Annotated in this window: 25 protein-coding genes and 1 tRNA gene; 14 read left to right on the top strand and 12 right to left on the bottom strand. The window is 67.1% G+C overall.

Annotated features, from left to right (window positions below; genetic code table 11):
- The first annotated feature begins 37 nt into the window (after nucleotides 1–37).
- Nucleotides 38–586, top strand: a complete 549-nt coding sequence (locus ACFTSF_RS15940; protein ID WP_380154456.1) for a 5-formyltetrahydrofolate cyclo-ligase — start codon at nucleotides 38–40, stop codon at nucleotides 584–586.
- On the opposite strand, the gene ACFTSF_RS15935 is transcribed toward ACFTSF_RS15940, so the two are convergent.
- Nucleotides 583–3,129, bottom strand: coding sequence for a penicillin acylase family protein (locus tag ACFTSF_RS15935; RefSeq protein WP_380154455.1), 2,547 nt, complete (start codon nucleotides 3,127–3,129; stop codon nucleotides 583–585). The two genes, ACFTSF_RS15940 and ACFTSF_RS15935, sit on opposite strands and share 4 nt — an antisense overlap.
- Nucleotides 3,130–3,310: 181 nt before the next feature.
- Between ACFTSF_RS15935 and ACFTSF_RS15930 the strand changes: the two genes are divergently transcribed.
- The 3 genes from ACFTSF_RS15930 (at nucleotide 3,311) to mscL (ending at nucleotide 4,783) form a co-directional block, all read left to right on the top strand.
- Nucleotides 3,311–3,640, top strand: coding sequence for an FmdB family zinc ribbon protein (locus ACFTSF_RS15930; protein ID WP_344145308.1), 330 nt, complete (start codon nucleotides 3,311–3,313; stop codon nucleotides 3,638–3,640).
- Nucleotides 3,641–3,694: 54 nt separating this feature from the next.
- A complete protein-coding gene (locus tag ACFTSF_RS15925) occupies nucleotides 3,695–4,306 on the top strand; it encodes a Flp pilus assembly protein CpaB (RefSeq protein WP_380154454.1) in 612 nt (203 codons plus the stop codon).
- Nucleotides 4,307–4,390: 84 nt separating this feature from the next.
- Nucleotides 4,391–4,783, top strand: coding sequence for a large conductance mechanosensitive channel protein MscL (gene mscL, locus ACFTSF_RS15920; RefSeq protein WP_380154453.1), 393 nt, complete (start codon nucleotides 4,391–4,393; stop codon nucleotides 4,781–4,783).
- Here the strand turns inward: mscL and ACFTSF_RS15915 are convergent.
- Genes ACFTSF_RS15915 through ACFTSF_RS15905 form a run of 3 tightly spaced genes read right to left on the bottom strand, consistent with a single transcriptional unit; the run spans nucleotide 4,780 to nucleotide 6,241 of the window.
- Nucleotides 4,780–5,403, bottom strand: a complete 624-nt coding sequence (locus ACFTSF_RS15915; protein ID WP_380154452.1) for an alpha/beta fold hydrolase — start codon at nucleotides 5,401–5,403, stop codon at nucleotides 4,780–4,782. The two genes, mscL and ACFTSF_RS15915, sit on opposite strands and share 4 nt — an antisense overlap.
- On the bottom strand, nucleotides 5,400–5,540 hold the full coding sequence (locus tag ACFTSF_RS15910; RefSeq protein ID WP_344145300.1) for a hypothetical protein: 141 nt from the start codon (nucleotides 5,538–5,540) through the stop codon (nucleotides 5,400–5,402). Before ACFTSF_RS15910 ends, ACFTSF_RS15915 begins: the two co-directional genes overlap by 4 nt.
- Nucleotides 5,537–6,241 (bottom strand): hypothetical protein, encoded by a 705-nt coding sequence (locus ACFTSF_RS15905; RefSeq protein ID WP_344145298.1) that lies wholly within the window; start codon nucleotides 6,239–6,241, stop codon nucleotides 5,537–5,539. Before ACFTSF_RS15905 ends, ACFTSF_RS15910 begins: the two co-directional genes overlap by 4 nt.
- A gap of 175 nt (nucleotides 6,242–6,416) precedes the next feature.
- Between ACFTSF_RS15905 and ACFTSF_RS15900 the strand changes: the two genes are divergently transcribed.
- The 4 genes from ACFTSF_RS15900 to ACFTSF_RS15885 all read left to right on the top strand — a co-directional run bounded on the left by ACFTSF_RS15900 (nucleotide 6,417) and on the right by ACFTSF_RS15885 (nucleotide 9,736).
- Nucleotides 6,417–7,016: a hypothetical protein gene (locus ACFTSF_RS15900; RefSeq protein ID WP_380154451.1), complete on the top strand. Its 600-nt coding sequence runs from the start codon at nucleotides 6,417–6,419 to the stop codon at nucleotides 7,014–7,016.
- A gap of 220 nt (nucleotides 7,017–7,236) precedes the next feature.
- Nucleotides 7,237–7,731, top strand: coding sequence for a SigE family RNA polymerase sigma factor (locus ACFTSF_RS15895; protein WP_344145294.1), 495 nt, complete (start codon nucleotides 7,237–7,239; stop codon nucleotides 7,729–7,731).
- Nucleotides 7,728–8,339, top strand: coding sequence for an META domain-containing protein (locus ACFTSF_RS15890; RefSeq protein WP_380154450.1), 612 nt, complete (start codon nucleotides 7,728–7,730; stop codon nucleotides 8,337–8,339). Before ACFTSF_RS15895 ends, ACFTSF_RS15890 begins: the two co-directional genes overlap by 4 nt.
- A gap of 92 nt (nucleotides 8,340–8,431) precedes the next feature.
- Nucleotides 8,432–9,736, top strand: a complete 1,305-nt coding sequence (locus ACFTSF_RS15885) for a S1 family peptidase (RefSeq protein WP_380154449.1) — start codon at nucleotides 8,432–8,434, stop codon at nucleotides 9,734–9,736.
- Nucleotides 9,737–9,738: 2 nt separating this feature from the next.
- Here the strand turns inward: ACFTSF_RS15885 and ACFTSF_RS15880 are convergent, their stop codons facing one another.
- Nucleotides 9,739–10,161 carry a winged helix-turn-helix transcriptional regulator gene (locus ACFTSF_RS15880; RefSeq protein ID WP_380154448.1) on the bottom strand — a complete coding sequence of 141 codons (423 nt, stop codon included), beginning with the start codon at nucleotides 10,159–10,161 and terminating at the stop codon, nucleotides 9,739–9,741.
- Between the two features lie 91 nt (nucleotides 10,162–10,252).
- Between ACFTSF_RS15880 and ACFTSF_RS15875 the strand changes: the two genes are divergently transcribed.
- Both ACFTSF_RS15875 and ACFTSF_RS15870 read left to right on the top strand, forming a co-directional pair.
- Nucleotides 10,253–11,113: an NAD(P)H-binding protein gene (locus tag ACFTSF_RS15875; RefSeq protein ID WP_380154828.1), complete on the top strand. Its 861-nt coding sequence runs from the start codon at nucleotides 10,253–10,255 to the stop codon at nucleotides 11,111–11,113.
- Nucleotides 11,076–11,148: transfer RNA gene (locus ACFTSF_RS15870), tRNA-Arg, on the top strand. The genes ACFTSF_RS15875 and ACFTSF_RS15870 overlap by 38 nt, the downstream gene beginning before the upstream one ends.
- Nucleotides 11,149–11,200: 52 nt before the next feature.
- Here ACFTSF_RS15870 and ACFTSF_RS15865 read toward each other — a convergent pair.
- The 4 genes from ACFTSF_RS15865 to ACFTSF_RS15850 all read right to left on the bottom strand — a co-directional run bounded on the left by ACFTSF_RS15865 (nucleotide 11,201) and on the right by ACFTSF_RS15850 (nucleotide 15,820).
- On the bottom strand, nucleotides 11,201–11,647 hold the full coding sequence (locus ACFTSF_RS15865) for a pyridoxamine 5'-phosphate oxidase family protein (protein ID WP_380154447.1): 447 nt from the start codon (nucleotides 11,645–11,647) through the stop codon (nucleotides 11,201–11,203).
- Between the two features lie 17 nt (nucleotides 11,648–11,664).
- Entirely contained in the window at nucleotides 11,665–11,946 is a 282-nt protein-coding gene (locus ACFTSF_RS15860) for a hypothetical protein (RefSeq protein WP_380154446.1), read from the bottom strand.
- Nucleotides 11,947–12,029: 83 nt separating this feature from the next.
- Entirely contained in the window at nucleotides 12,030–14,930 is a 2,901-nt protein-coding gene (locus ACFTSF_RS15855; protein ID WP_380154445.1) for an ATP-binding protein, read from the bottom strand.
- A gap of 317 nt (nucleotides 14,931–15,247) precedes the next feature.
- The gene (locus tag ACFTSF_RS15850; protein WP_380154444.1) at nucleotides 15,248–15,820 is read right to left on the bottom strand and encodes a hypothetical protein; all 573 of its coding nucleotides are present in this window, start codon (nucleotides 15,818–15,820) and stop codon (nucleotides 15,248–15,250) included.
- Between the two features lie 171 nt (nucleotides 15,821–15,991).
- Between ACFTSF_RS15850 and ACFTSF_RS15845 the strand changes: the two genes are divergently transcribed.
- A complete protein-coding gene (locus ACFTSF_RS15845; protein WP_380154443.1) occupies nucleotides 15,992–17,107 on the top strand; it encodes an alpha/beta hydrolase family protein in 1,116 nt (371 codons plus the stop codon).
- A gap of 34 nt (nucleotides 17,108–17,141) precedes the next feature.
- Here the strand turns inward: ACFTSF_RS15845 and ACFTSF_RS15840 are convergent, their stop codons facing one another.
- Complete coding sequence (locus tag ACFTSF_RS15840) at nucleotides 17,142–17,837, bottom strand: SDR family NAD(P)-dependent oxidoreductase (protein ID WP_380154442.1); 696 nt, start codon at nucleotides 17,835–17,837, stop codon at nucleotides 17,142–17,144.
- Between the two features lie 102 nt (nucleotides 17,838–17,939).
- On the opposite strand from ACFTSF_RS15840, the gene ACFTSF_RS15835 reads away from it, so the two are divergent.
- Nucleotides 17,940–18,818, top strand: a complete 879-nt coding sequence (locus ACFTSF_RS15835; RefSeq protein WP_380154441.1) for a helix-turn-helix transcriptional regulator — start codon at nucleotides 17,940–17,942, stop codon at nucleotides 18,816–18,818.
- 2 nt (nucleotides 18,819–18,820) lie between these two features.
- On the opposite strand, the gene ACFTSF_RS15830 is transcribed toward ACFTSF_RS15835, so the two are convergent.
- Entirely contained in the window at nucleotides 18,821–19,786 is a 966-nt protein-coding gene (locus ACFTSF_RS15830) for a hypothetical protein (protein WP_380154440.1), read from the bottom strand.
- 58 nt (nucleotides 19,787–19,844) lie between these two features.
- Nucleotides 19,845–20,171 carry a hypothetical protein gene (locus tag ACFTSF_RS15825; protein WP_344145272.1) on the bottom strand — a complete coding sequence of 109 codons (327 nt, stop codon included), beginning with the start codon at nucleotides 20,169–20,171 and terminating at the stop codon, nucleotides 19,845–19,847.
- Nucleotides 20,172–20,261: 90 nt separating this feature from the next.
- Here ACFTSF_RS15825 and smpB point away from each other — a divergent pair, with 90 nt between their 5' ends.
- Together smpB and ACFTSF_RS15815 are read left to right on the top strand one after the other, a co-directional pair.
- Entirely contained in the window at nucleotides 20,262–20,741 is a 480-nt protein-coding gene (smpB, locus tag ACFTSF_RS15820) for an SsrA-binding protein SmpB (protein WP_344145270.1), read from the top strand.
- 16 nt (nucleotides 20,742–20,757) lie between these two features.
- Nucleotides 20,758–21,204: a hypothetical protein gene (locus ACFTSF_RS15815; protein WP_380154439.1), complete on the top strand. Its 447-nt coding sequence runs from the start codon at nucleotides 20,758–20,760 to the stop codon at nucleotides 21,202–21,204.
- Nucleotides 21,205–21,207 lie beyond the last annotated feature (3 nt).

The following is a 21,207-nucleotide window of genomic DNA, read 5'->3' as shown; positions in this document are numbered from 1 at the left end:
CAGTGTTAACCGCGTCACGCCCGCCTACGATCAGAGCGTGTTCGCGTCGAAGGCCGTAGCGCGGCAGCACTTCCTCACCGCCCGCACCGCGAGGCCCGCCGAGGACCTGCTGCCCGCTGCCCGCTCCCTACCGCTCCTGCTGAGTGCACAGCGGATCGCCCTGTACGTCTCGATGGGCGCGGAACCGCAGACCGGCGCACTGATCGACTGGCTGCTGGCCAGCGGCCGCGAGGTGCTCCTGCCGATCCTGTACGCCGACAACGACCTCGGCTGGGGTGTTGCGCCCGGTGCGGCCGACCTGGTCCCGGGGCGGCTCGGTCTGTCCGAGCCACGGACCGATCTGGGCCCGGCCGCGATCAGCACCGCCGAACTGGTCCTCTGCCCGGCCGTGGCGGTCGCACGGGACGGCGTACGGCTCGGGCGCGGCGGTGGCTCCTACGACCGGGCGCTCACGCGCGTCACACCCGGTACGCCGATCTGGGCGGCCGTCTACGACTCCGAGGTCGTCGACTCGCTACCGTCCGATCCGCACGACCACCTCGTCCACGCGGCGCTCACACCGCGCGGACTGGTACCTGTCGGTTAGCGCTCAGGCTTACCGGTGAACGTGAGCGTGTGCTCGCGCTTGGCCTCGACGGCACCACGCGTGAACGCCCAGGGCAGCGTCTCGCCCTTGGCCCACAGCTTCGTCTGGTCGATGTAGTTCTTCGAGAACGCGTGCCCCGACGTACCGGTCAGGTTGATCCAGCGGGACTTGTCGAAGTCGGACAGGTCGACCACCATCCGCATCGACGGCACCGAGGTCACGCCGTACCCGACCGAGGCGTCCCAGGAGGTCGCGTCCACGATCGAGCTACCGCCACCGAGCTCGTACGGACCGCGGTTGAACAGCTTCTCGACCGCACCGATGCCCGACGTACCCAGTGTCTGGTTCTCCAGCGTCAGCTTGTGCAGCTGACCCCACTTCCAGTTCGACGGCTCGCGAGCCATCTTCTTGGTGATCTCCGCGCGGGCGTCGACCAGCGCCTGCCGCAGGATGTCGTCGCGGCTCTCCCGCTGTGGCGTCCGCAGGTCGTCCCACCAGCTGTTGCTGGGCTGCCCGAGCAGCGTGTGCACGACCTCGACCCACCGGGAGCCGCCATCCGGCCAGGCCGCCTTCGGCAGCTGGTCGTGGAAGGTCAGCGACAGCAGATTGCGCCACACGACGTTGAAGTACGCCGCCGGTGCCGAATCGGCCGGCTGGGTGAAGTCCCAGCCCTTGAGGGTGTCCTGTCCTTGCCGGTCGAACGCGTCGTTGATCCCGATCTTGAGCAGCGACGGCACCAGCATCTCGGCGGCCCGGTTCTTGGTGTCCAACTGGATCGACGCCATCTTGCTCGCGTCGAGCGTGCCGGCCGCCTTGATCCGGTCCAGGATCTGCTGCGACCGGTAGCCGTAGTCCCAGCTGTCGCTCAGGAAGTACGGATACGACTTCGGTACGACGGCCTGGTTCGCGGTGACGATGATCCCGTCGGCCGGGTCGAGCTCGGTCGGCATCGCGTCGAACGGGATGTACTTGGTCCAGTCGTTCCTCGGGTCCCAGCCGGCCACCGGCCACTTCCCGCTGGCGACCTTGCGGATCGGGACCAGACCGGGCGCCTGGTAGCCGATGTGCCCCTCGGTGTCGGCGTAGATCAGGTTCTGCGAAGGGACCTCGAACTGCCGGGCCGCGTCGCGGAACTGCGTCCAGTTCTGCGCGCGGTTGATCGCGAACAGAGCGTCGGCGGTCTTCCCTGGCCGGAGCGCAGTCCACTGCAAAGCCACGCCGTACGCCGTCGCTGCCTTGTCGCGCCGCGCGGCCAGCTCACCGGTCTCGCGCTCCTCGGCGCCGACGTCGGAGATGATCGGGCCGTGCCGGGACTCCCGCACAGTGATCTTCACCGGGTCGTCCTGGCCTGCGACCTTGAAGGTCTCCTCGCGCTTGGACAGCGGCTTCCAGCGGTTGTTGTAGAGGACGTTGTCGCCCTCGATCTTCTCCAGGTACAGGTCCTGGACATCGGGGTCGAGGTTGGTGAATCCCCAGGAGATCGCGTTGTTGTGGCCGATCACCACGCCGGGCAGTCCGGAGAAGCTGAAGCCGGAGACGTCGTACGGGCAGGTGCGGCTCTGCTTGGTGCAGTGCAGACCGACCTGCGACCAGATGCCCGGCATGGTGGCGCCGAGGTGCGGGTCGTTGGCCAGCAGCGGCTTCCCGCTGTCGGTGTGGTCGCCGGACACGACCCACGAGTTCGAACCGATGCCGTCGCCCTGGCCGAGCAGCTGCGGCAGACCCTTGGCGACCTTGTCCACCGAGTCGAGTGACTTCAGCAGATCGGTCGTCAGCATGCCGCGGCGCAGCTCGTTGGTGGCCGGCGGAGTCGCACTGAACTTGCCGTCCTTGCCGACTGAGGCAGTCGGGACGATCGGCTCGTTCCGGTCGTACGGGTACGCCGGGTAAAGGGAGTCGACGCTCTTGGATGGGATGGTGGCCAGCAGCTTGGTGCGGTTGATCTCCTCACCCATGTTGCCGCCGAGGTCCCAGGCCATCGCCTTCAGCCAGGCCATTGAGTCGGCCGCGGTCCACGGCTCCGGGCGATAGTCCCGGCGACCATTGGGGTCCAGACCCAGTACGGCGTACTCCAGGCTGAGGCCGGAACCGCTGTGCTTGTCCAGATAGGCGTTCACACCGCGGGCGTAGTCGTCCAGGTACTGCCGGGTGGACGGGCTGACCAGCCCGAGCTCCTTCTCGGCAACCCGGCGCCAGCCCAGCGTGCGGACGAACTTGTCCGTCTCCAGCGCGTCCTTGCCGAACAGCTCACTCAGCCGGCCCGCTGTGACGTGCCGGCGGAAGTCCATCTCGAAGAACCGGTCCTGCGCGTGCACATAGCCCTGTGCGGCGAACAGGTCGGCCGGGTTCGAGGCATAGATCTGCGGGATCCCGTTGCTGTCCCGGACCACCTCGACATCGGCGTCCAGACCCGCCAGCTCGACCGTCCCGTCGTACGTCGGGAAGGAGTGGCGGACGACGAAGACGGCAGTACCGGCGATCACCACGAGGACCGTGGCGAGCGCGATACCGCAGATGATGACGGCTCGAAGCAGGCGACGCACGGACCCAACCGTAGAGAATGCAGCCCGTGGCCCCAAATGGGGTCCGGTGAACTTTGCGTTGCTCTGCGTCCGGAGGGGGCTGCGGGGCGCAGTTGAGACGGGAGTTTGGAATACTTCGGGCCGCTGACGCATTATTAGCAGTCGAGTAGTAGGAGTGCCAGCGGCCTGAAGGGAACCAACCGTGCCCACGTACCAGTACCAGTGCACCGATTGCGGTGAGGCGCTCGAGGTGCGGCAGAGCTTCACCGACGACGCATTGACCGTCTGCCCCGCGTGCCAGGGCACGCTGCGTAAGGTCTTCAACGCGGTGGGTGTTGTCTTCAAGGGCTCCGGTTTCTACCGCACCGACAGCCGCTCGTCCGGTAAGAGCTCGCTCCCGGCCAAGTCGGAGTCGTCGTCGACCTCCTCGTCGGACTCCAAGCCGGCCGCGAAGTCCTCGGACTCGTCGAGCAAGAGCAGCTCCACGACGTCCAGCTCGGGCGGCTCGTCCAGCTCCACCAGCGCTGCCTGATCTGGCCTGTGGATAACTGAAAGGAGTGCCGGAGAAACTCGTACTTTCTCTGGCATGAAAAGCCTTTCGTTCCTTCGCGATCTGTCCCGAGCCGCCCGCTGGCACCGCCGCCTCCTGGCCGGTGTCGCCGCCGCGGCCGCCGTCTACTTCGGCCTCACCTCCCTCGCTCCCGCCGCCCCACCCACGGTCACGGTCCTGGCCGCAGCCCGTGACCTACCGGGCGGAATCACGCCCACCGCGGACGACCTACGCACGCTCGCCCTCCCTGCCGACTCCGTACCTTCGGCAGCCCTCAGACCCGGCGCCGACCTCGCCCGTCGCGTCTTGACCGGACCGGTCAGAGCCGGCGAACCACTCACCGATGCCCGTTTCCTAGGCCCAGGCCTGGTCCCTTCCGGGTCGGTCGCATATCCGTTCCGCATCGACGACGCCGAGGTCGGCGCTTTGCTCCGGGTCGGCGATCGCATCGACCTCTACGCCGGCACCAGTACGACGTCCGCTGCGGCCGGCCTCGTGGCGCACGCCGTCCGGGTGATCGCCTTGCCGAGTTCACGATCGACCGGCGCACTGATCGTCACAGCCGTCTCCCCCGCCGTCGCCGCCAGACTGGCCCAGGCCACGACGAATTCCAGAATCAGTGTCGCGCTGACCCCGGATACGAGTTGATCACTGCGGCGCGTGCCCTCGCGTGACCTGCGGTGCGGTCCTACGTTGACCGGAGTACAACATCCGCTTCGTGGAGGCACTCCAATGCTCAAGGGCTTCAAAGAATTCATCATGCGCGGCAACGTCGTCGACCTCGCCGTCGCGGTCGTCATCGGCGCAGCATTCGGCAAGATCGTGACTGCGATCGTCGAGAATCTGATCACCCCGCTCGTCGGCGCGATCTTCGGCGCCGCGGACGTCAGCAAACTGTGGGTCGCTCATCTGAACGACTCCACCTTCCACTTCGGTGTCATCCTGCAGGAGATCCTGAACTTCCTGTTCGTCGCAGCGGCCGTGTACTTCCTCATCGTGTACCCGCTAAACAAGCTGGCCGAGCGTCGCAAGCGCGGCGAGGAGCCGGCTCCGGACGACGAGGCGCTGACCACCGACCAGCAGTTGCTGACCGAGATCCGCGACTCCCTGCGCCAGCGTTCCTAACTCACGAACTCCACGATCGTCCGCACGAACTGATCCAGGTACGGCGGGAAGTCGGGGCGCGGTGGTTCCGGGCAACCGGACAGCTCCCGGCTTCCCGCGATCAGCCCCAGCAGGGCGTCGACCGTCTGACGTTGGTGTGTCGGATTCTCGAGCAGCGACGGCAGAACACCGACCGGGATCCGAGCCAGGTCGATCAGATCGACGTCCGTCGTACCTCGAAGGGTGTCGCCGGCCAACAGCTTGCCGGCATCATCGGCGGCGCAACCGCGGCCGAGAAGACCGGCCAGCACGAGCGTGTCGACTCCGGAGTCACCCGCGGTCGCCGGCCAAGCCAGAACGAGTCGCTCGACCAGATCGGGGTAGACCAATGTAAGCAAAGCAGCAACCGTGCATCCGTTGGATGCGCCGACGATGGTGAGCGGTTCGGCGTGATTCGCCAGCAGTTCACCGAGGGCTTCGAGCTCGACGTCCCAACCGCTCGGATCCTTCGGACGGTCGGGGGCAAGCACGGTCAGGCCGGCGGAAGTGAGTCCGGCGGTGATACCCGGCGTACCCCAGAATCTCTCGGCGTCCATGGGTTCCCAGAGACCGCCATGGACGAGCAGAACCGTTGGGCTCATCCGTGGTGCGGTGGGACCTCGCGCAGGATGCGCTCGTCGTCGTCGCTGGTGGAGTCACCTTCGCCCCAGCTCCGCGGGTCGTCGTCGCGGGTCTGGTCGGGCAGCACCGGCTCGTCGTCCTCGTACGGAGTTGTCATGGTTCCAGGTTACCGAGTCCGCGGGGCTCGCCGGTGCCGAGCTCACGTGGCTGGTCGGCGACCACCTCGCCCTGGACGGCGTTCGGGTCGATCTGGGGAGCGACGGCGGCTTGGAGCAGCGGCTGGATGCCCGGTTCGCCGTGCCAGCGGTCACTGCCGAGCACGCACCACGCGGTCAGGATCGACAAGGTCGGCATCGCGAGTCCGCCGAGCTGGAGCGGTTCGGCGTTCTGGAATCCGAAGGTGATCTGCCAGTTGGCCGGATCGGGATAGAACTCCTGCACTGCGTTGTAGTAGAAGCTCAACCAGCCGCGGCCGGGCAGCTGGCAGAGGATCCGATAGTTCGTCGCAACCGTGGGAACCTCTTGCAGGTCTCGCCACATCAGCTCGGTGTTGCGCTTCGCTGCAGCCTTGCGGCTCGCGTTCACGGCAGCGTTGGCAGCCATCGCTCCGACCACGAGTGCGGGGTGACCGATGATGAAGCCGCCGCTCTGCGTGTAGCGGCCACTCCCCCGGTACAGGCGGGCGTAGTGCGCGGGTGTGTTGACGTACGCGACCTCACCCGGTTCGAGGACGAGACCGTAGATGGTCAACGGCTGCGGATGGTTTCCGCCCAGCAGCCAGCGCGCCCAGTCGATGCCGAGCTGCCACTCGTCGCGTTCACGCTGTGCCGTACCGGCTCTGTTGTCGTTGCGGCCCACGGGACACCATCGTAGTGCGCAACGGCGTACAGCGCGTGCGCGTTACAGGTCGGGTTCGGTTGCCGCACGATCGGCCCGTGTGACCGGAACGACGCGCCGCCGTGATGGTTTGGCGCTCGCGGTGAGACTCCTGTCGACCATCATGGGGGACCTTGCCAACCGGAAGGACCCAGTCGTGAGCGCATTACGGACACGGGGCCTGATCGGTGCGACGTTTGTCGTGGCGCTTCTCGGGATGACCGCCGCCTGCGGTACCGAGAACGCCTCGTCCCCGCCCGCCGCCCAGCCCACCAGTACCCCGACCACCAGCACGCCGACTCCGAGCACACCCAGCAGCACGCCGAGCATGGACTGCCCAGACACCATCGCGGCGGTCAAGACCGCCACCGACAAGGTGACCTGGGGAACCGGCACGGCCAAGTCCCTGTTCCAGCCCGTCTCCGTGACGATCTGCCAGTACGACGAAGGCGCGACCGGACAGACCTACGCCAACGTGACCACCAAGCGCACCGCAGCGCAGGCGACCCAGCTGTTCGGGCTCGTCAACGCAGCGCCGCCGGTCGCGAAGAAGCCGGGCTTCTGCACCAAGGAGCTCGGTCCGACCTGGGTCCTGCGGTTCACCGACAACGACCGCGGCGTCCTGTCCGTCACCGTGGAGTCCTTCGGCTGCCGCCGCCTGGTCGCGACCTCGCTGGAGGGCCAGGGCAAGCCCGGCGCACTGCCGGCGCCGCGTCAGGCGACCCCCGAGCTGATCAAGTCGCTCGGCCTGCGCTGACCCTGCGCCGGACGCGCCCCCCGAAGCCGTCCGGACCGGGTCACACCCGCGGTCCAGACCGGTTCACCCCGGTCTGGACCGCCCGGTGACACTCAGCACCTGAAAGCAGCACGGTGAGATCAGACTGTGCGGCAACCAATGCAGCACCTGTGCAGCACTCTGAGCATCTCGATGCATCTAATAGATGTGAGGTGTTGTACGCCCAGCCGGGGAGTGGCGAGTGGAGTTCGAGGAGTACGTGTCCGCGCGCGGACAGGAACTGGTGCGGCTCGGTTTCACCGTCTCCGGCGACTATCAGCGGGCCGAGGACCTGGCGCAGATCGCGCTGATGCAGGCGTTCCGGTCCTGGCGCAAGGTGCGCAAGGCCGACGACCCGCATCACTACGTGCGGCGGATCCTGGTCAACGAGTACCTGTCGATGACGCGCCGGCGCTCGTTCACCGAGGCGCCGACGGCCGACGTCGACCCGCACAGCACGGTGCCCGATCCCGCCACCGGCATCGTGGATTCCGACGACCTCTGGCATGCCCTGCAGGAGTTGTCGGCCCGGGAGAGGGTCGTTCTGGTGCTGCGCTACTACCAGGACCTGGACGACCGCACGATCGCCGAGTTGCTCGGCATCAAACCGTCCTCCGTCCGGGCGACGGCCAGCCGCGGGCTGGCCACGCTCCGGCAGAGCAGGCAGTCCAACCGTGTTGATGAGAGGTTGTCGTGAGCAACACCGATCTCGAGGATGAGCTGCGCGGGACACTCGACCGCGCCGCGGCCTCCGTACCGCCGGCGGCAGGTCTGTCCGACCGCGCCGCGACCGGAGTCCGCCAAGCCCGCCGCCGTACCTGGATGGTTTCCGGTGCGGCAGCGGTCGCAGTCGCCGCGGTCGCCGTCACCGGCTTTGCTCTCACCGGCGGCAACACATCGGAGCAGCCACCGGTTGCCGCCGGCGGAGCCCCCCAGAGCACAGCCCCGACGACGACTGCGGTCCAGCCGTTCTCGGCCAAGACCATCGCCGGCCGCTGGCACGCTGTCCAGATCACCGGCACGAAGTCCCTGAAGATGCCCCGGCCGGACGATCCGGTCCTGCTCTTCAAGGCGGACGGCACCTGGTCCGGTTCGGATGGCTGCAACGCCCTCCAGGGCACGTTCACGATCGGTCAGCGCGGTGAGTTCGCCGCGAAGATCGGTCCGCAGCACCTGATCGGCTGCGAGAACGTTCCGCACACCGGCGTCCTGCAGTCCGCCAAGCGGATCGCAGTCACCGGGGACACGCTCACGTTCGCTGCCGCGGACGGACACGAGCTTGCGAAGTACGCTCGCGCAGGGTAGTCAAATTTGCTTGCGGACGGTGATCACCTATTGACTGAGCGGAGTCTCTGCGCGGACGATTGACCGAGGTCGTCCACCGATGAAGGAGCCCTGTGCGACTCTCAGCCACCGTCGGTTTGCTGGCCCTTGGCTCAGTCTCACTCCTCGCAGTCGGTCTCACCCCCACTGCAGCCGGGCGGCCACAGGCTGCTGCCGGTACCACCGCAGCAGCCTGTTCGCACGGCGGCCCGAGTGTGAGCGCCGCCGCGGCGAAGCGGTTGTCCCAACCGACGTCGACCAAGGATCCGCGCCCACTCGGCGAGACCATGGGCGAAGGCATCGGGATCGCCGTCCGCTCGCTGGAGCCGCTCGACGCGACCGGCCGCCCGAAGTCCGGGCTGCCGTTCGGGCTGAGCCAGGGCGTGATCGGCGTGATCGGTACGGCGACGACCGGCTACAAGGTCGTGGTCGACACCAGGGTCCTGAACGAGAAGAAGTACCGCGCCGCCCTCGCCAAGAACATGCCGGCCGCCGGCAAGCAGATGGTCGGCCTGGAGCGCAGCTGCCGCTCGGCCAAGTCCATCGCCGACGCGTGGAACACGGTCGGCGCCCGCGCCTGGTCCGACGACGCGAAGCGCACCACGTTCGGGGCCGACCTCGACCCGGTCAGCGAGAACATCCAGGTCGAGTACGACGAGGCCAGCACCTCGCCCGAGTCCATCGCGGGCCTGCGCGGACTGACCGGCGTACAGGCGATTGCTGGCGGTCTCGAGCGCACGTCCCGGCTCAGTGACACCCCGAAGGGCGGCCACTGGGGTGGCGCCCGCATCTCGTCCACCGCGAAGAACTGCTCAGCCGGCTTCTCCGTCGTCCGTCGTTCCGACGGCAAGCGCGGCTCGGTGACCGCCGGCCACTGCGGCGGCGTCGGCACCACCTGGAAGTCCGGCCCGAACTTCTACGGCACCACCTCGGTCCGCACCAACTACCCCGACTACGACCAGTCGCTGCTCACCGGCAGCACCTACGGCCCCCGGATCTGGACGGACGGCCCCGGCGACTCCGCCTCCAAGCGCACCGTCACCGGCGGCGCCGACCCCGGCGTAGGCACCGTCGTCTGCCAGTCCGGCAGCTTCAGTACGTCGCTCTGCGGCCTCACCGTCCGCTCGACCTCAGCCAAGTACTGCGATGTCGACGGCTGCACCACCTTCGTCATCCGCGCCACCCGCGGTGGCCAGATCGCCATCATCGGCGGCGACTCCGGCGGCCCTGTCTACAGCCGCTCCGGCTCCAGCGCCGCCACCATCCGCGGCATCACCTTCGCCGGCGCCGGCTGCGCGTCCTCCCGCTGCACCACCCTGTACGCCGAGCGCTACGCCTCGATCTCCGGCCACCTCGGAGTCCGCGTCCTCACCGGCTGACCTCAGCGGATGTCGTTGTCGGGGTGCTCGGTGTCGTAGCTGTGGCGAGCCTCGGCGATAGTCGCCCGGTGGTCGAGAGACCAATCGGCCAACGCCTTCACGAGATGCGTGAGGCTCGCGCCGGTTTCAGTCAGCCGGTAGTCGACCTGCGCCGGAACCGTCGGATAGACGGTCCGCACCACCAGCCCGTCCCGCTCCAGCCTGCGAACCGTCAACGTCAGCATCCGCTGCGAGATCCCGTCAACGGCCCGCTGCAACTCCCGAAACCGCCGGACCCCGCTCGCGAGCTCAACGATGACCAGGACCGACCACTTGTCGCCAACCCGGTCCAGAACCTCGCGGATCCCGCAATCAGGGTGATCCACCTTGCCGCACGGGTCGAGATCAGCAGCCCCGACGGTTACTTCGGTGTGCCTCGCTGACACGGAACTGCCTCCTTGTGGGACGAGCAAGCCGACACTGAGGATCTTCACAGTAGTTACTGATGAGAACCAACCTGTGAGGACAACAACTTCAATGATCATGGTCACCGGAGCCAATGGACAGCTCGCATCCCCCACCTTGGCCCACCTGGCCGAGCGAGGAATCCCAGCCATCGGAGGCACCCGCACCCCGGCAGAGGGCCAGCGCCGACTCGACTTCGACGACCCCACGACCCTCGACCTGACCGGCATCTCAACCCTGGTCCTAGTCTCCGCCGGGTACGCAGAGGACGACCTAGTCATCGCACGCCACCAGGCCGCCCTCGACGCCGCAGTCCGAGACGGCGTTGACCACGTCATCTACACCAGCCTCACCACCGCCGGCGACCACCTCGGCTTCGCCCTAGCCCACCGAGCCACCGAGCAGCTCATCAAGGCCAGCGGCCTCGCCTGGACCATCCTCCGCAACGGCCTGTACGCCGAACTGTTCGGCGCCCTGATCGCCTGGACCCCCAACGGCCTGGAGTCCCCCTTCGGCTCAGGCCGCCTAGCCGCAGTAGCCCGAACAGACCTAGCCGCCGCAACAGCCACCATCGCCGCCACCCCCGAGTCCCACCTCAACCAGACCTACGACCTAGTCGGCACCCCCATCAGCGCCAACGACGTAGCCGCCCACCTCGGAGTCCCCCACCGCACACTCGATCTAGCCGACTACCGCTCCCGTCTACTCGCCGACCCAACCCTCTTACCGTTCCAACCCGCCATGCTGGCCTCCATCGCCACCACCATCCGCCACGGCTTCCTAGCCACCACCACCCCCGACCTGACCACCCTCCTGAACCGCCCACCCACAGACCCAACCACCATCGCCGCCAACACCACCAGCGCCCTCTCCGCTAAGCTGTCCCCCGCAGTGCGCCCCCATAGCTCAGGGGATAGAGCGTCGGTTTCCTAAACCGTGCGTCGCAGGTTCGAATCCTGCTGGGGGCACAACGAAGCGCACCAGCGCATGACCACCGTTCCGAGGGTGCGCGCCGAGCTGCTAGCCCGGGATCTTTGCGAAGTCCCAGGTCACGGCCTTGGTGGGGTGAAAGCGAATGAACGCGCGTTCGCCGATCCCCAGGCCGACGAGGAACTCGTAGGACTCCACCGCCTGCTCGTGGTCACCGATGTAGCGCTGGAACCAGTCGCCGTACTGCTCGGCTGTTATGCCGTCATCGAGTACGCGTGCATGCCCGTTGTAGTGCACGCCGGCGTACGGCTGGTCGGCCTTGTCGATGAGCACCGAGGCCGTGCCGTCACGACGCGTGTTGCGGACGGCATCGCTGTTCTTCCAGGTACTGAAGATGATGTCGCCCTCGTCCACGGCGTACGTTAGGGGCGTGATCCTGATGGTGCCGTCCTTGTTGCTGGTCGCCAACTTTGCCACCCAGAGCCCCTCCTCCAGGAATGGCTTCAGTTCCTGATCGGTCAGCGGCGGAAGCTTCATCTTCGTTCCTCGTTTCCTCAGCGACCGTTGATCCTGCTGTGCAGCGGTGAGATCTTGAGGTCCGGTGCGGCACCACCGACCGCCTCGATCAACGGAACCAGGACTTGCGCGAACTGCTCGAGATCCTCGGCGGACTCCCAGACATCCACGACGAAGTAGCTGCCGTTGTCCTTGAGTGCAGCCATGTGCGAGAGCCGCCCCTGCGGGTTACCGTGCCCCGCCTCATCGAGCTGCTTGATGATCTGGTCGTACTGCTCGACGGTGTCCGTGCCTGCGTCTGAAATCATCACGATGGCCATGACTGCACTCCCTTTCCCGGATGCTGCGACACTTTCGGATGCTGCGACGGTAAGGAGCCGTCGGTGCGAAAGCGTCCGCCGAATTACTCAGTCGGGCTACTCATCTCCTGGTGTGCCACCCACGACGCGATCTGGCTGCGGTTCGACAGACCGAGCTTGGTGAGGACGTGCTGGACGTGGTTCTGCGCAGTTCGCTCGGAGAGGTACAGCTCCTGGGCGATCTCCCGGTTCGTCTTTCCGGCAGCGACGAGCCCTGCCACCTGCCATTCGCGGCGGGTCAGCGGACCAGCTGCCGAGAGCTCTTCGACGAGTGCGTCCACTTTGGCCGCGATCACACCCATGCCGAGGGCCGAGGTGTGGCGCAAGCCGGCCGCCAACAGATACCGGGCCCACGCGATGTCGCCGGACCGACGCCGCCGTGCCAGCGCGGACGCCAGCTCGTACTGCGCTTCGGCGAGATAACCCACCGCTCCGTTGGCCGCACAGATATCTGCCGCCGCCTCGAGATCCGCGACGGCTTCATCGAGCCGACCCAGACGAGCCAGGCAGTGACCGGTCCATAGCTCGACGGGACCGAAGTAGGCCACCTGCCCAGCTCCACTGCACACATGGTGACCGCGGTACGCGCCGAGCCTGGTGACGAGCGTGGCCACATCTTCGTCCGCGCCCAGCTCGACGGCGAGGTTGGCGCCGAACGCCAGGGCGGGAAGGATGGCGTGTGGTGACGGCTGCCATTCGGCGGGCGGGCCAAGCGAGCGATACACCGCGCCGGCTTCGTCGAGACGTCCTACCGACGCGAGCAGATGCGCGTTGGCGACTGCGATGATGATCCCGGCCGTAGGGAGCTGTCGCTCGAACACAGTGACGCCGGCGTAGCCGCTGGCCTCTAGCGCCCCAGTGGCTTCAGGTCCGATCTGAAGGCTCATCTGGTTCAGCAGCCCGGCGCGCTCGTGGAAGCCGATGTCGTCACCGGTTGCCGCCAGCTGCGCGAACGCCTCATCGGCCAGCATCATGGCATCGGCGAAGCGAGCCTGCGCCTGGGCCAGCACGGCCCGGCACTTGAGCAGCTCGTACCGCGCGTGCGGCCCGCGGACCTGCTCGACGCACCACGACAACATTTCGAGCTCGCCGGCGACGCGGACCAGGTCGCCGCGTTCGAACGCGGCGTCCACATGCCACAGATGTGCCCACATCTGGGTGTGCGGGTCGGCGGCCTCGCGGCCGAGCTCAAGCATGCGGTCGGCGAGCACAGCGCGCTCCTCCAGACCTTCTGGTCCCGAGCGGGCCAGCCGCCTCGCTCGCAGCGCCGCCTCCAGTGCCGCGCGGTCGCCGGCCTCCTCAGCCAGAGTGAGGGCCTCCTCACTGGCGCGCCCGGCGACGTCGTACTCCTCGTAGCCGTGGGAGGTGCCCCACGCGTCGTAGATCGATGCTTCTGCCAGCCGAGCCAGGAGCCGCGCCCGCAGGGCGATGTCGGCCCTGTCGACCACCGCCAGAGCTTGCTCGCACAGTCGTCGCGTCGTCGCCTCCAACGGCGTTGGGGCGTTGGCCTCGCGCACCAGTGCGGCCTCGGCGAGCAGGCTCGGCCGGGCCATAGCGCCTGCGGCCGCCGCCGCTCGTACGCTCGCGTCGACGCTTCCCGCGATGTCGGTCGAGGCATTCAGCGCGCTCGACAGGCCGAGATACAACCGGCAACGCATCTCATCGTCGAGCTCATCTTCACCGAGGCTGAGCGCAAGACGGTACAGCCGAGCGCCCTCCTCGTAAGCCAGCGCCTCCATGGCCTCGTCGGCGGCAAGCGTGATCCAGTGCACGGCGCGACTGAGGTCGCCGTCAACCGCTGCGACCGCCCAGTGACGAGCCAGGTCCGACAGGTATCGCTCCGTCCTTCCTGCGTGGACCGACTCGACCGTCTCGGCGGCTGCACGATGCAGTTGCACACGTTCGGCCGTCGACAGACCTGCCTCGACGGCATCGCGAACCAGCGCATGCGTGAACCTGTGGTTGCCGGGGATCGTTCCCGCCTCGACCAGGCCGGCGGCCGTGGCCTCGTCGAGGGACGAGAGGCAGCTCATCGACGTGGCGCCGACCATCGGCGCGACGACAGTGGCCGAGAATTCGCGACCCACGATCGATGCGGCGTGGATCAGGGTCACGGCGTCCGGCGACAAACGGCTCAAGCGGCTACGGATGGCTTCGCGCACGTTGGCGGTGACTGGGGCGAGACCTCCAGCTACCTTGCCTGCTGGGAGCACGCGCCCCACCTCGCCGACGAAGAACGGGTTACCCCCGGTGAGAACATGCACCCGACGCGCGTCGCCGAGAGTGACATCGTGTCCCAGCACCGACGCGAGGTGCATCGCCACGGCCTGCTCGGTCAAGCCGGTGAGGTCGATCTGTCGTGTGATCGGCTCTCGGACGAGGTCGGCGAAGTACCCGGCGTGCTCGTGCTCGGTGTCGCGGTGATTCACCATCATGAGCAGCCGTTCGTCGCGCATCGTTCGCGCGAGGTGCCGCAGCAACAGGACCGAGGGACGATCGGCCCAGTGCGCGTCGTCGAGGATCAGGACGAGCGGGCTGTTGGCGGTGATCTCGCGGAACAGCCGCGCGACGGCTTCGAACTGGCGAAAGCGGTCTTCAGCCGACGCGAGGGCGTCCGGTGTCGACGCCGGCCCGCCGAACACCTCGGGCACCAGGCGTCCGAGGTCCGCGTCGACTCCCGCGATGCCCACGAGCTCGACCGCTCCGCGGAGGAGCTGACGCCACGGCCAGTACGGCGGCGCCCCCTCGGACTCGACTGCGACCCCCCACAGGGCCGGCATGCCACGATCGCCGGCCAGCCCTGCCAGCTCTTCGGCAAGCCTCGTCTTGCCTATCCCCGGCTCCCCGCGGCACAGCACGATGCTCGGACGCCCCCGCCGCGCGTCATCCAGGTAACCGGCGAGCGCAGCCAGCTCCCGGCCGCGTCCGACAAGGACACCCCGCATCCCCCAACCATACGAAACCACGGCCGATCCGACACAAGGATTCGTGGTCGCCAGGCCGCAAGCGGGGCAGCGGGGCGTAGCCGAACAGCCGATGATCAGGCGTCGACCAGATTCGGGGACCCAGAGCGTTACCGAGCCCGGTACGACCTTGTGCACGGGTCAGCCATGTGCGCGATCGGAAGGTGGTTGAGGCGTGCTCAAGGAGCGGTGGTCGAGCGACCTTGAACACCGCTCGACCGTTTCGGCGAGAAGATGGATGGTGGGTGCAGGCGACCCTCACCCAACCAGCCTTGGGGGGCACTCGCAGTCGGAAAACGTCACTTTTCGCTGACGGTGATGTCTTGCTGGGCAGCTTCGGCGCAACCTTTGGGTAGGTCCGTCATTTGGTACTTGTCTTGTCGCACCCGCTTGCGCAATTCACTGGTGCAAACACCGTTGGCTCTCACGACAACTACTGTCATGTGGTAGGGCACCGCTTGGCTGGGATCACCTAGCGGATAGCTTTCTGCAATCCAGGTCTCGTTGGATATGCGCGCCGATTGGGCGATGGAATAGTCGGTGTCGTCGCGGTCCATCAGCCAGATGGAATAGCCGGGTGGCAGATTCTTGACTGTGCCCTTGGCTGCCAGGCCCTCCTTGGACGAGATGCTCTTGTGGGCGCCGCGTGGAAGCACGCTGTCAAGCGTCACGGCAAAGGGAGCCGGGGCAGGGCTCTTGGTGGTCGGGGGCGGAGTGGGCTTTGGGGCGGCCTGTGTAGGCGTGGAAGTAATGTCACCTCCGGGTTTGACTTCATTTGGTCGATTGATTAAAGCGACCGCAACGGCTGTTATTACCCCGCCGACTGCGGTGATCGCTGCTACCCAGATGGCTGCCTTGGCAGCACTGTTCATGATCGGTCCCCCCTGGACTGTCAGATGCTTATTGGGTACATCGGGCGAGGGGAGCGATTGTTACTGTCAGTTATCGCCTGCGACTTGGTTGGGCAGGTCAAATACTGTCGGCCCGAAGGATTGCCTTTTCGGTCGTGTCGGTGGGAGTGGGTGGCTACTTAGATAAGGTTTATGCATAAGTTTCGAGCTTTACGGACGAGCATCGCTGTGCTGGGCGCACTGCTGGTCGCGGTGCCCGCTGCTGCCGCTCCCCCGGCCCCGCTGACCATCCCGGCTCCTACCGGCAAGCTGTATGTCGGTACGAAGACGTTCCACCTGGTTGACCAGGCCCGCGTTGACCCGTGGGTGCCGGAGTCCGGGGCGCGCCAGTTGATGGTGACGATGTTCTATCCCGCGTGGCGCGCACTTGGTGCGCCGCATCCGTACATGACCGCTGGTGAAGCCAGGCTGTTCCTCGACTGGCTCGGCGCTTCCGAAGTCCCGGCCGAGCAGGTTGCTCAGACCAAGAGCCGGGCGTGGGTCAACGCGCCGGCCGCAGGCGGATCGTTCCCGTTGATCGTGCTGTCGCCGGGCTTCAGCTATACCCGCTCGACCTTGACCGGTCTGGCCGAGGAGCTGGCGAGCCGCGGCTACGTGATCGCGCTCATCGGTCACAACTACGAGTCGTACGGCACCGAGTTCCCCGACGGCCACGTGACCACCTGTGTTGCCTGCGGTACGGCGAACAGTGTGCAGATCACCACCGTACGGACAGCCGATGTCGGCTTCGTCATCAACCGGCTGATCGGCCCTGATCCGGTTTGGCCACAGGGTCTCAACATCATCGACACGAAGCGCATCGGCATGGCCGGGCACTCCATCGGCGGCAACTCCGCATCGCAGGTGATGCTGAATGATCGTCGAGTGCTGGCCGGGATCAACATGGACGGTACGTTCTTCGCGCCGATTCCGGCGACCGGGTTCACCAAGCCGTTCCTGCTGCTGGGCAATGGCGACGGACATGTGCCCGGCGGTCATGAGCCGTCCTGGGATCGGGACTACCCACGGCTAGCCGGGTGGAAGCGATGGATCACCTTCAAGAAGTCGGACCACGCCAGCTTCACCGATCTCACGGTCCTGACCGACCAGCTAGGTCTGTCCGAACCGGGCGGCCTTGAGGGAGCTCGTGGGCTGGCCCTGACTCGCACCTATGTGCGTGCGTTCTTCGACCAGCATCTGCTCGGTCAACCACGACCGGTGCTCAACGGCCCCACGCCGGAGAACCCGGAAGCCGACTTCTGGTTCTAGTCTGCGCTGATCGCTGCGGAATCGGCGTTCATGGTCACCAGGCCAGGTCGCCGTGGCGGTCGCGGAAGGTTCCGGTTGGGCCGTCTGGGCCGATGGCGGCGAGTTCGACGATTGCGTCGGTGCCTTCGGTCACGGTTTGCGGGCCGCTGTGCGCGTTGAAGTCGGTCGCGGTGTAGCCGGGGTCGGCCGCGTTGACTTTCACGTCCGGCCAGGACTTCGCGTACTGCGTGGTCAGCATGGTGACCGCGGACTTCGATGCCGTGTAGAGCGGTGCGAGGTTTCGCGACTCGACGCGGTCGGCGTCGTGGGTGGCCGCGAACGAGCCCATGCCGCTTGACACGTTGACGATCACTGGGTGCGCGGACTTGCGCAGCAGCGGCAGGAAGGCGTGTGTGACGCGGACGATCCCTACGACATTGACTTCGAACACCTCGCTGGCATCAGCGGCGGTGATCTGGTCGGCGGGGCTGTGCGTCCCGTAAATACCTGCATTGTTGATCAGTACGTCGATGCTGCCCTCGCGAGCCGCGATCTGGGCGGCGGCAGCGGCCACCGACTCGTCGTCGGTCACGTCGATCTGGACGAAACGGGCTCCGAGTGCGTCGGCGGCCGCCTGGCCGCGCTCCGGATCACGAGCGCCGATCAGGACGGTGTGGCCGGCCTCGATCAAGCGGCGGGCGGTCTCGTACCCGAGGGACTTGTTTGCTCCGGTGATGAATGTGGTGGTCATGCGTCCACTCTCGGTCCGGGCCGAGCGGCCAGCCAGTGCTCTGCGTGACGGTAGGACAGCCAGTACCAGGCACGACGACGTACCGGCGGACACAATGGGTGAGTGGACGAGACCTTGGGCACGGCACTGCACCGCTGGCGCGACCGCCTTTCGCCCGCCGATGTCGGACTGACCTCACGGCCCGGACGTCGTGCGGTCGGGCTGCGCCGCGAGGAACTGGCCGAACTCGCCGGACTGTCGGTCGACTATGTGGTCCGCCTCGAACAGGGACGCGCCAAAAGCCCTTCGGCACAGGTCGTCGCGAGCCTGACCAGGGCACTGCAACTGCAGTCCATGGAGCGCGATCACGCCTACCGGCTGGCCGGGCTGCTGCCTCCCCAGGAGGGGACGATCTCGACGCATATTCCGGCCGGGGTCCAGCGGATGCTGGCCCGCCTCGGGGAGTTCCCGGTGGGCGTGTTCAGCGCCGACTGGAACTTGCTGACCTGGACTCCCGGATGGGCAGTCCTGATGGGCGACCCCAGCGCATCGGCACACAACGAGCGCAACCTGGCCCGGGCGGTCTTCGCGACAGGGTCCAGCGGGCTCACGTCCTGGCCCGTGCTCCAGGATGGCGACGCCCTCAAGCCCGCCCTGGTCGCCGACCTGCGCACGGCTCTCGTCAACTATCCCCGCGACCGCGGCCTGAGCAGCCTCGTCGAGGAACTGCGGTCGGCCAGCCCGGAGTTCGCCCGCCGGTGGGACGAGGGCACCGTCGGACCACACGTCTCGGCCCGCAAGACCGTCGTACACCCTCAGGTGGGTGAGGTGGTCTGCGACTGCGACGTGCTGACCGTCCCGGGCTGCGACATCCGGCTCGTCGTCTACACAGTGGCCGCGGGTTCCACCGACGCCGAGAAGCTGGAGTTCCTCCGGGTCACCAACGGCGTCCGCGCCGACGGCCCCACGCCTCCGGGGCTCGGCCTGTTCTCCACGCCGTAGGGTCACTTCGCGGCCATCGCGCCGTACCGGCGGGCTACCTCGTTGAACGCCTGCTTGGGTGTTTGTACGCCGTCCTCGGTGACCGCGATGAGTCCGAAGCCGGCCTTGTCGAGGTCGAGGTGGGGGTTGTCGCGGTGGGGGAAATCGGGCATGGCGTAGGTGAAGACGAAACAGCCGTGTACGCCGTCCGCGTCGTACAGGTCGATGAGTTCGCCTAGGTAGCGGGCCTGGACGGATTCGTCGCGCGGATGGTCGCCTCGGATGCGTGGGGGGTCGGCGAACCAGTTGACGATCTGGAAGGAACCGGCGCCGCGGAGTTCGGCTCCGGTGAAGGCGCCGCAGCCGAACTCGGTGATCACTACGGGCTGGGAGTTGTCGCGGACCAGGCTGCGGACGCGGTCCGGGTAGGTGGCGTGGTTGCGGCGGCCTCGGTAGAGGCTGACGCCGACGACGTCGAACGGGGACCAGTCGACGTGCTCCCAGCCGGCCGCAGAGTAGGTGATGGGGCCGTGGAAACGGTGGCGTGCGGTCGTTGCGGCGACGGTGAGCAGCTTGTGGAGGCGTCGATTGAGCCTGCGCCGTAGGAGGCGATGGAATCGCAGGATGACCTTCAGCCGCAGGAAGGATTTAGGTCCGGGGACGATGCCGGGGACCGTGTGGGAGAACTCGCTGCCCACGAAGAGCGTTACCTGGTCGGGATGGGCCTGGCGAAGTTCCTCGGCTGCCACGGCGACGGTGTCCAGGTGTGCCAGGAGTTGTGGCTCGGGTAGTTCCGGAACGTTGGGGCGGAGATAGACCCCCAGACCGATCTCGAGGGCGGTGCGGGCGGCGTCGATCAGCTGGTGCGCGTCCGCGCCGATCAGCATCACGGTGGTGCAGTGGAGATCACGCGCGATGATCTCGAGATCTCGTCGTACGACGGCGCTGTCTTCGCCGATCAGGTACGAGATGCCGCGGACCTTCAGCATTGAGTCGGCTCCAACCGATCGGCTCCCGCTGGAGAGCGGGAGCCGATGGAAAGGACGGTCAGCGGCCGGTGGCTTCGCCGAACTTGTCGGTGGCCTGGTCGGTGAGGCCTTCGGTGGGCAGGTCGATGCCGGTGGCTTCGGTGACCTGGTCGCCGAAGGCGTTTGCCTGGTCCTGAGCCGCTTCCGCGTGGCCCTGGGCCTGGTCGGCCAGGCCTTCGGTGGCTTGGGTGGCCTGGTCGGCGACGCCGCCGACGTCGACGCCGGTGGTCTCGGCGAGCTTGTCGGTCGCGCCGGACAGGTCGATACCGGTGGCCTCGGTGACCTTGTCGGTGGCGCCGGACAAGAGCTCGGTGGCCTTGTCCTTGAGGGAGTCGAAGATGCCCATGGGGGTAAACCCTTCAGTCATGGTTGGCTAGGAGGGAATCACCCAGAGTAACAACACGCTCCAAAACGTCGGGCGAGGCAGAATCGTGGTGTGAAGAAGCCGGAAACCGATCCCGTGATCGCCCGCAACCGCAAGGCCGCCCACGAGTACGAACTGGGTGAGTCGTGGGAGGCGGGGATCGTGCTGCAGGGTATGGAGGTCAAGGGCCTGCGCGCCGGCCGGGCCTCACTCGTCGGCGGCTTCGCGCAGATCGAGGACCGCGAGATCTGGCTGCACGGCGTACACATCCCGCAGTACTCGCAGGCGCGCTGGTTCGAGGGTGGTTCCCGCCGCAAGCGCAAGCTGCTCCTGCACCGCGCGCAGATCGACAAGATCGAGCGCAAGGTGAACGAGAGCGGCCTGACCATCGTCCCGGTGAAGTTGTACTTCAAGGACGGTCGCGCGAAGGTCGAGATCGCCCTGGCCCGCGGCAAGAAGACCTGGGACAAGCGGCACGCCCTCGCCGAACGCGAAGCCACCCGCGAAACCGAACGCGCCCTCAACCGCCGCCTGAAGGGCCGCCCGGACTGATCGTAGGGTTGCGGACATGGCAGACACTGCGCTGGTTCCCGATGACTTCGAGGTGCCGACCGAGTACGTCGATCCGCGGTTCCGGCTCGAGCCGCTGGGTCCACAGCACAACGTCGCCGATCACGCGGCGTGGAGCGGGAGTATCGAGCACATCCGCGCGACTGCGCAGATGGGTCAGTGGCCACCGCTGGACGGCATGTCACTGGAGGCGAACCTCGGTGACCTGCAACGCCATGCCGACGACTTCACCAGCCGCCGCGGCTTCACCTACACGGTGCTCGACCCTGGCACCGGCGACGTGATCGGCTGCGTCTACCTCTACCCGTCCAAGAAGCCCGAGTACGACGCCGTCCTCCGCACCTGGGTCCGCGCCGACCGAGCCGACCTCGACACCGGTCTCCACAGCACGCTCGTCGACTGGCTGGAATCCACCTGGCCACTGGGCAAACTCGACCACCGCTGAGGG

Source organism: Kribbella sp. NPDC056951, assembly GCF_042674205.1.
Classification (GTDB): domain Bacteria; phylum Actinomycetota; class Actinomycetes; order Propionibacteriales; family Kribbellaceae; genus Kribbella; species Kribbella yunnanensis.
The sequence above is the reverse complement of the archived record's forward strand: the minus strand, read 5'-3'. Positions and strand labels throughout refer to the sequence as shown.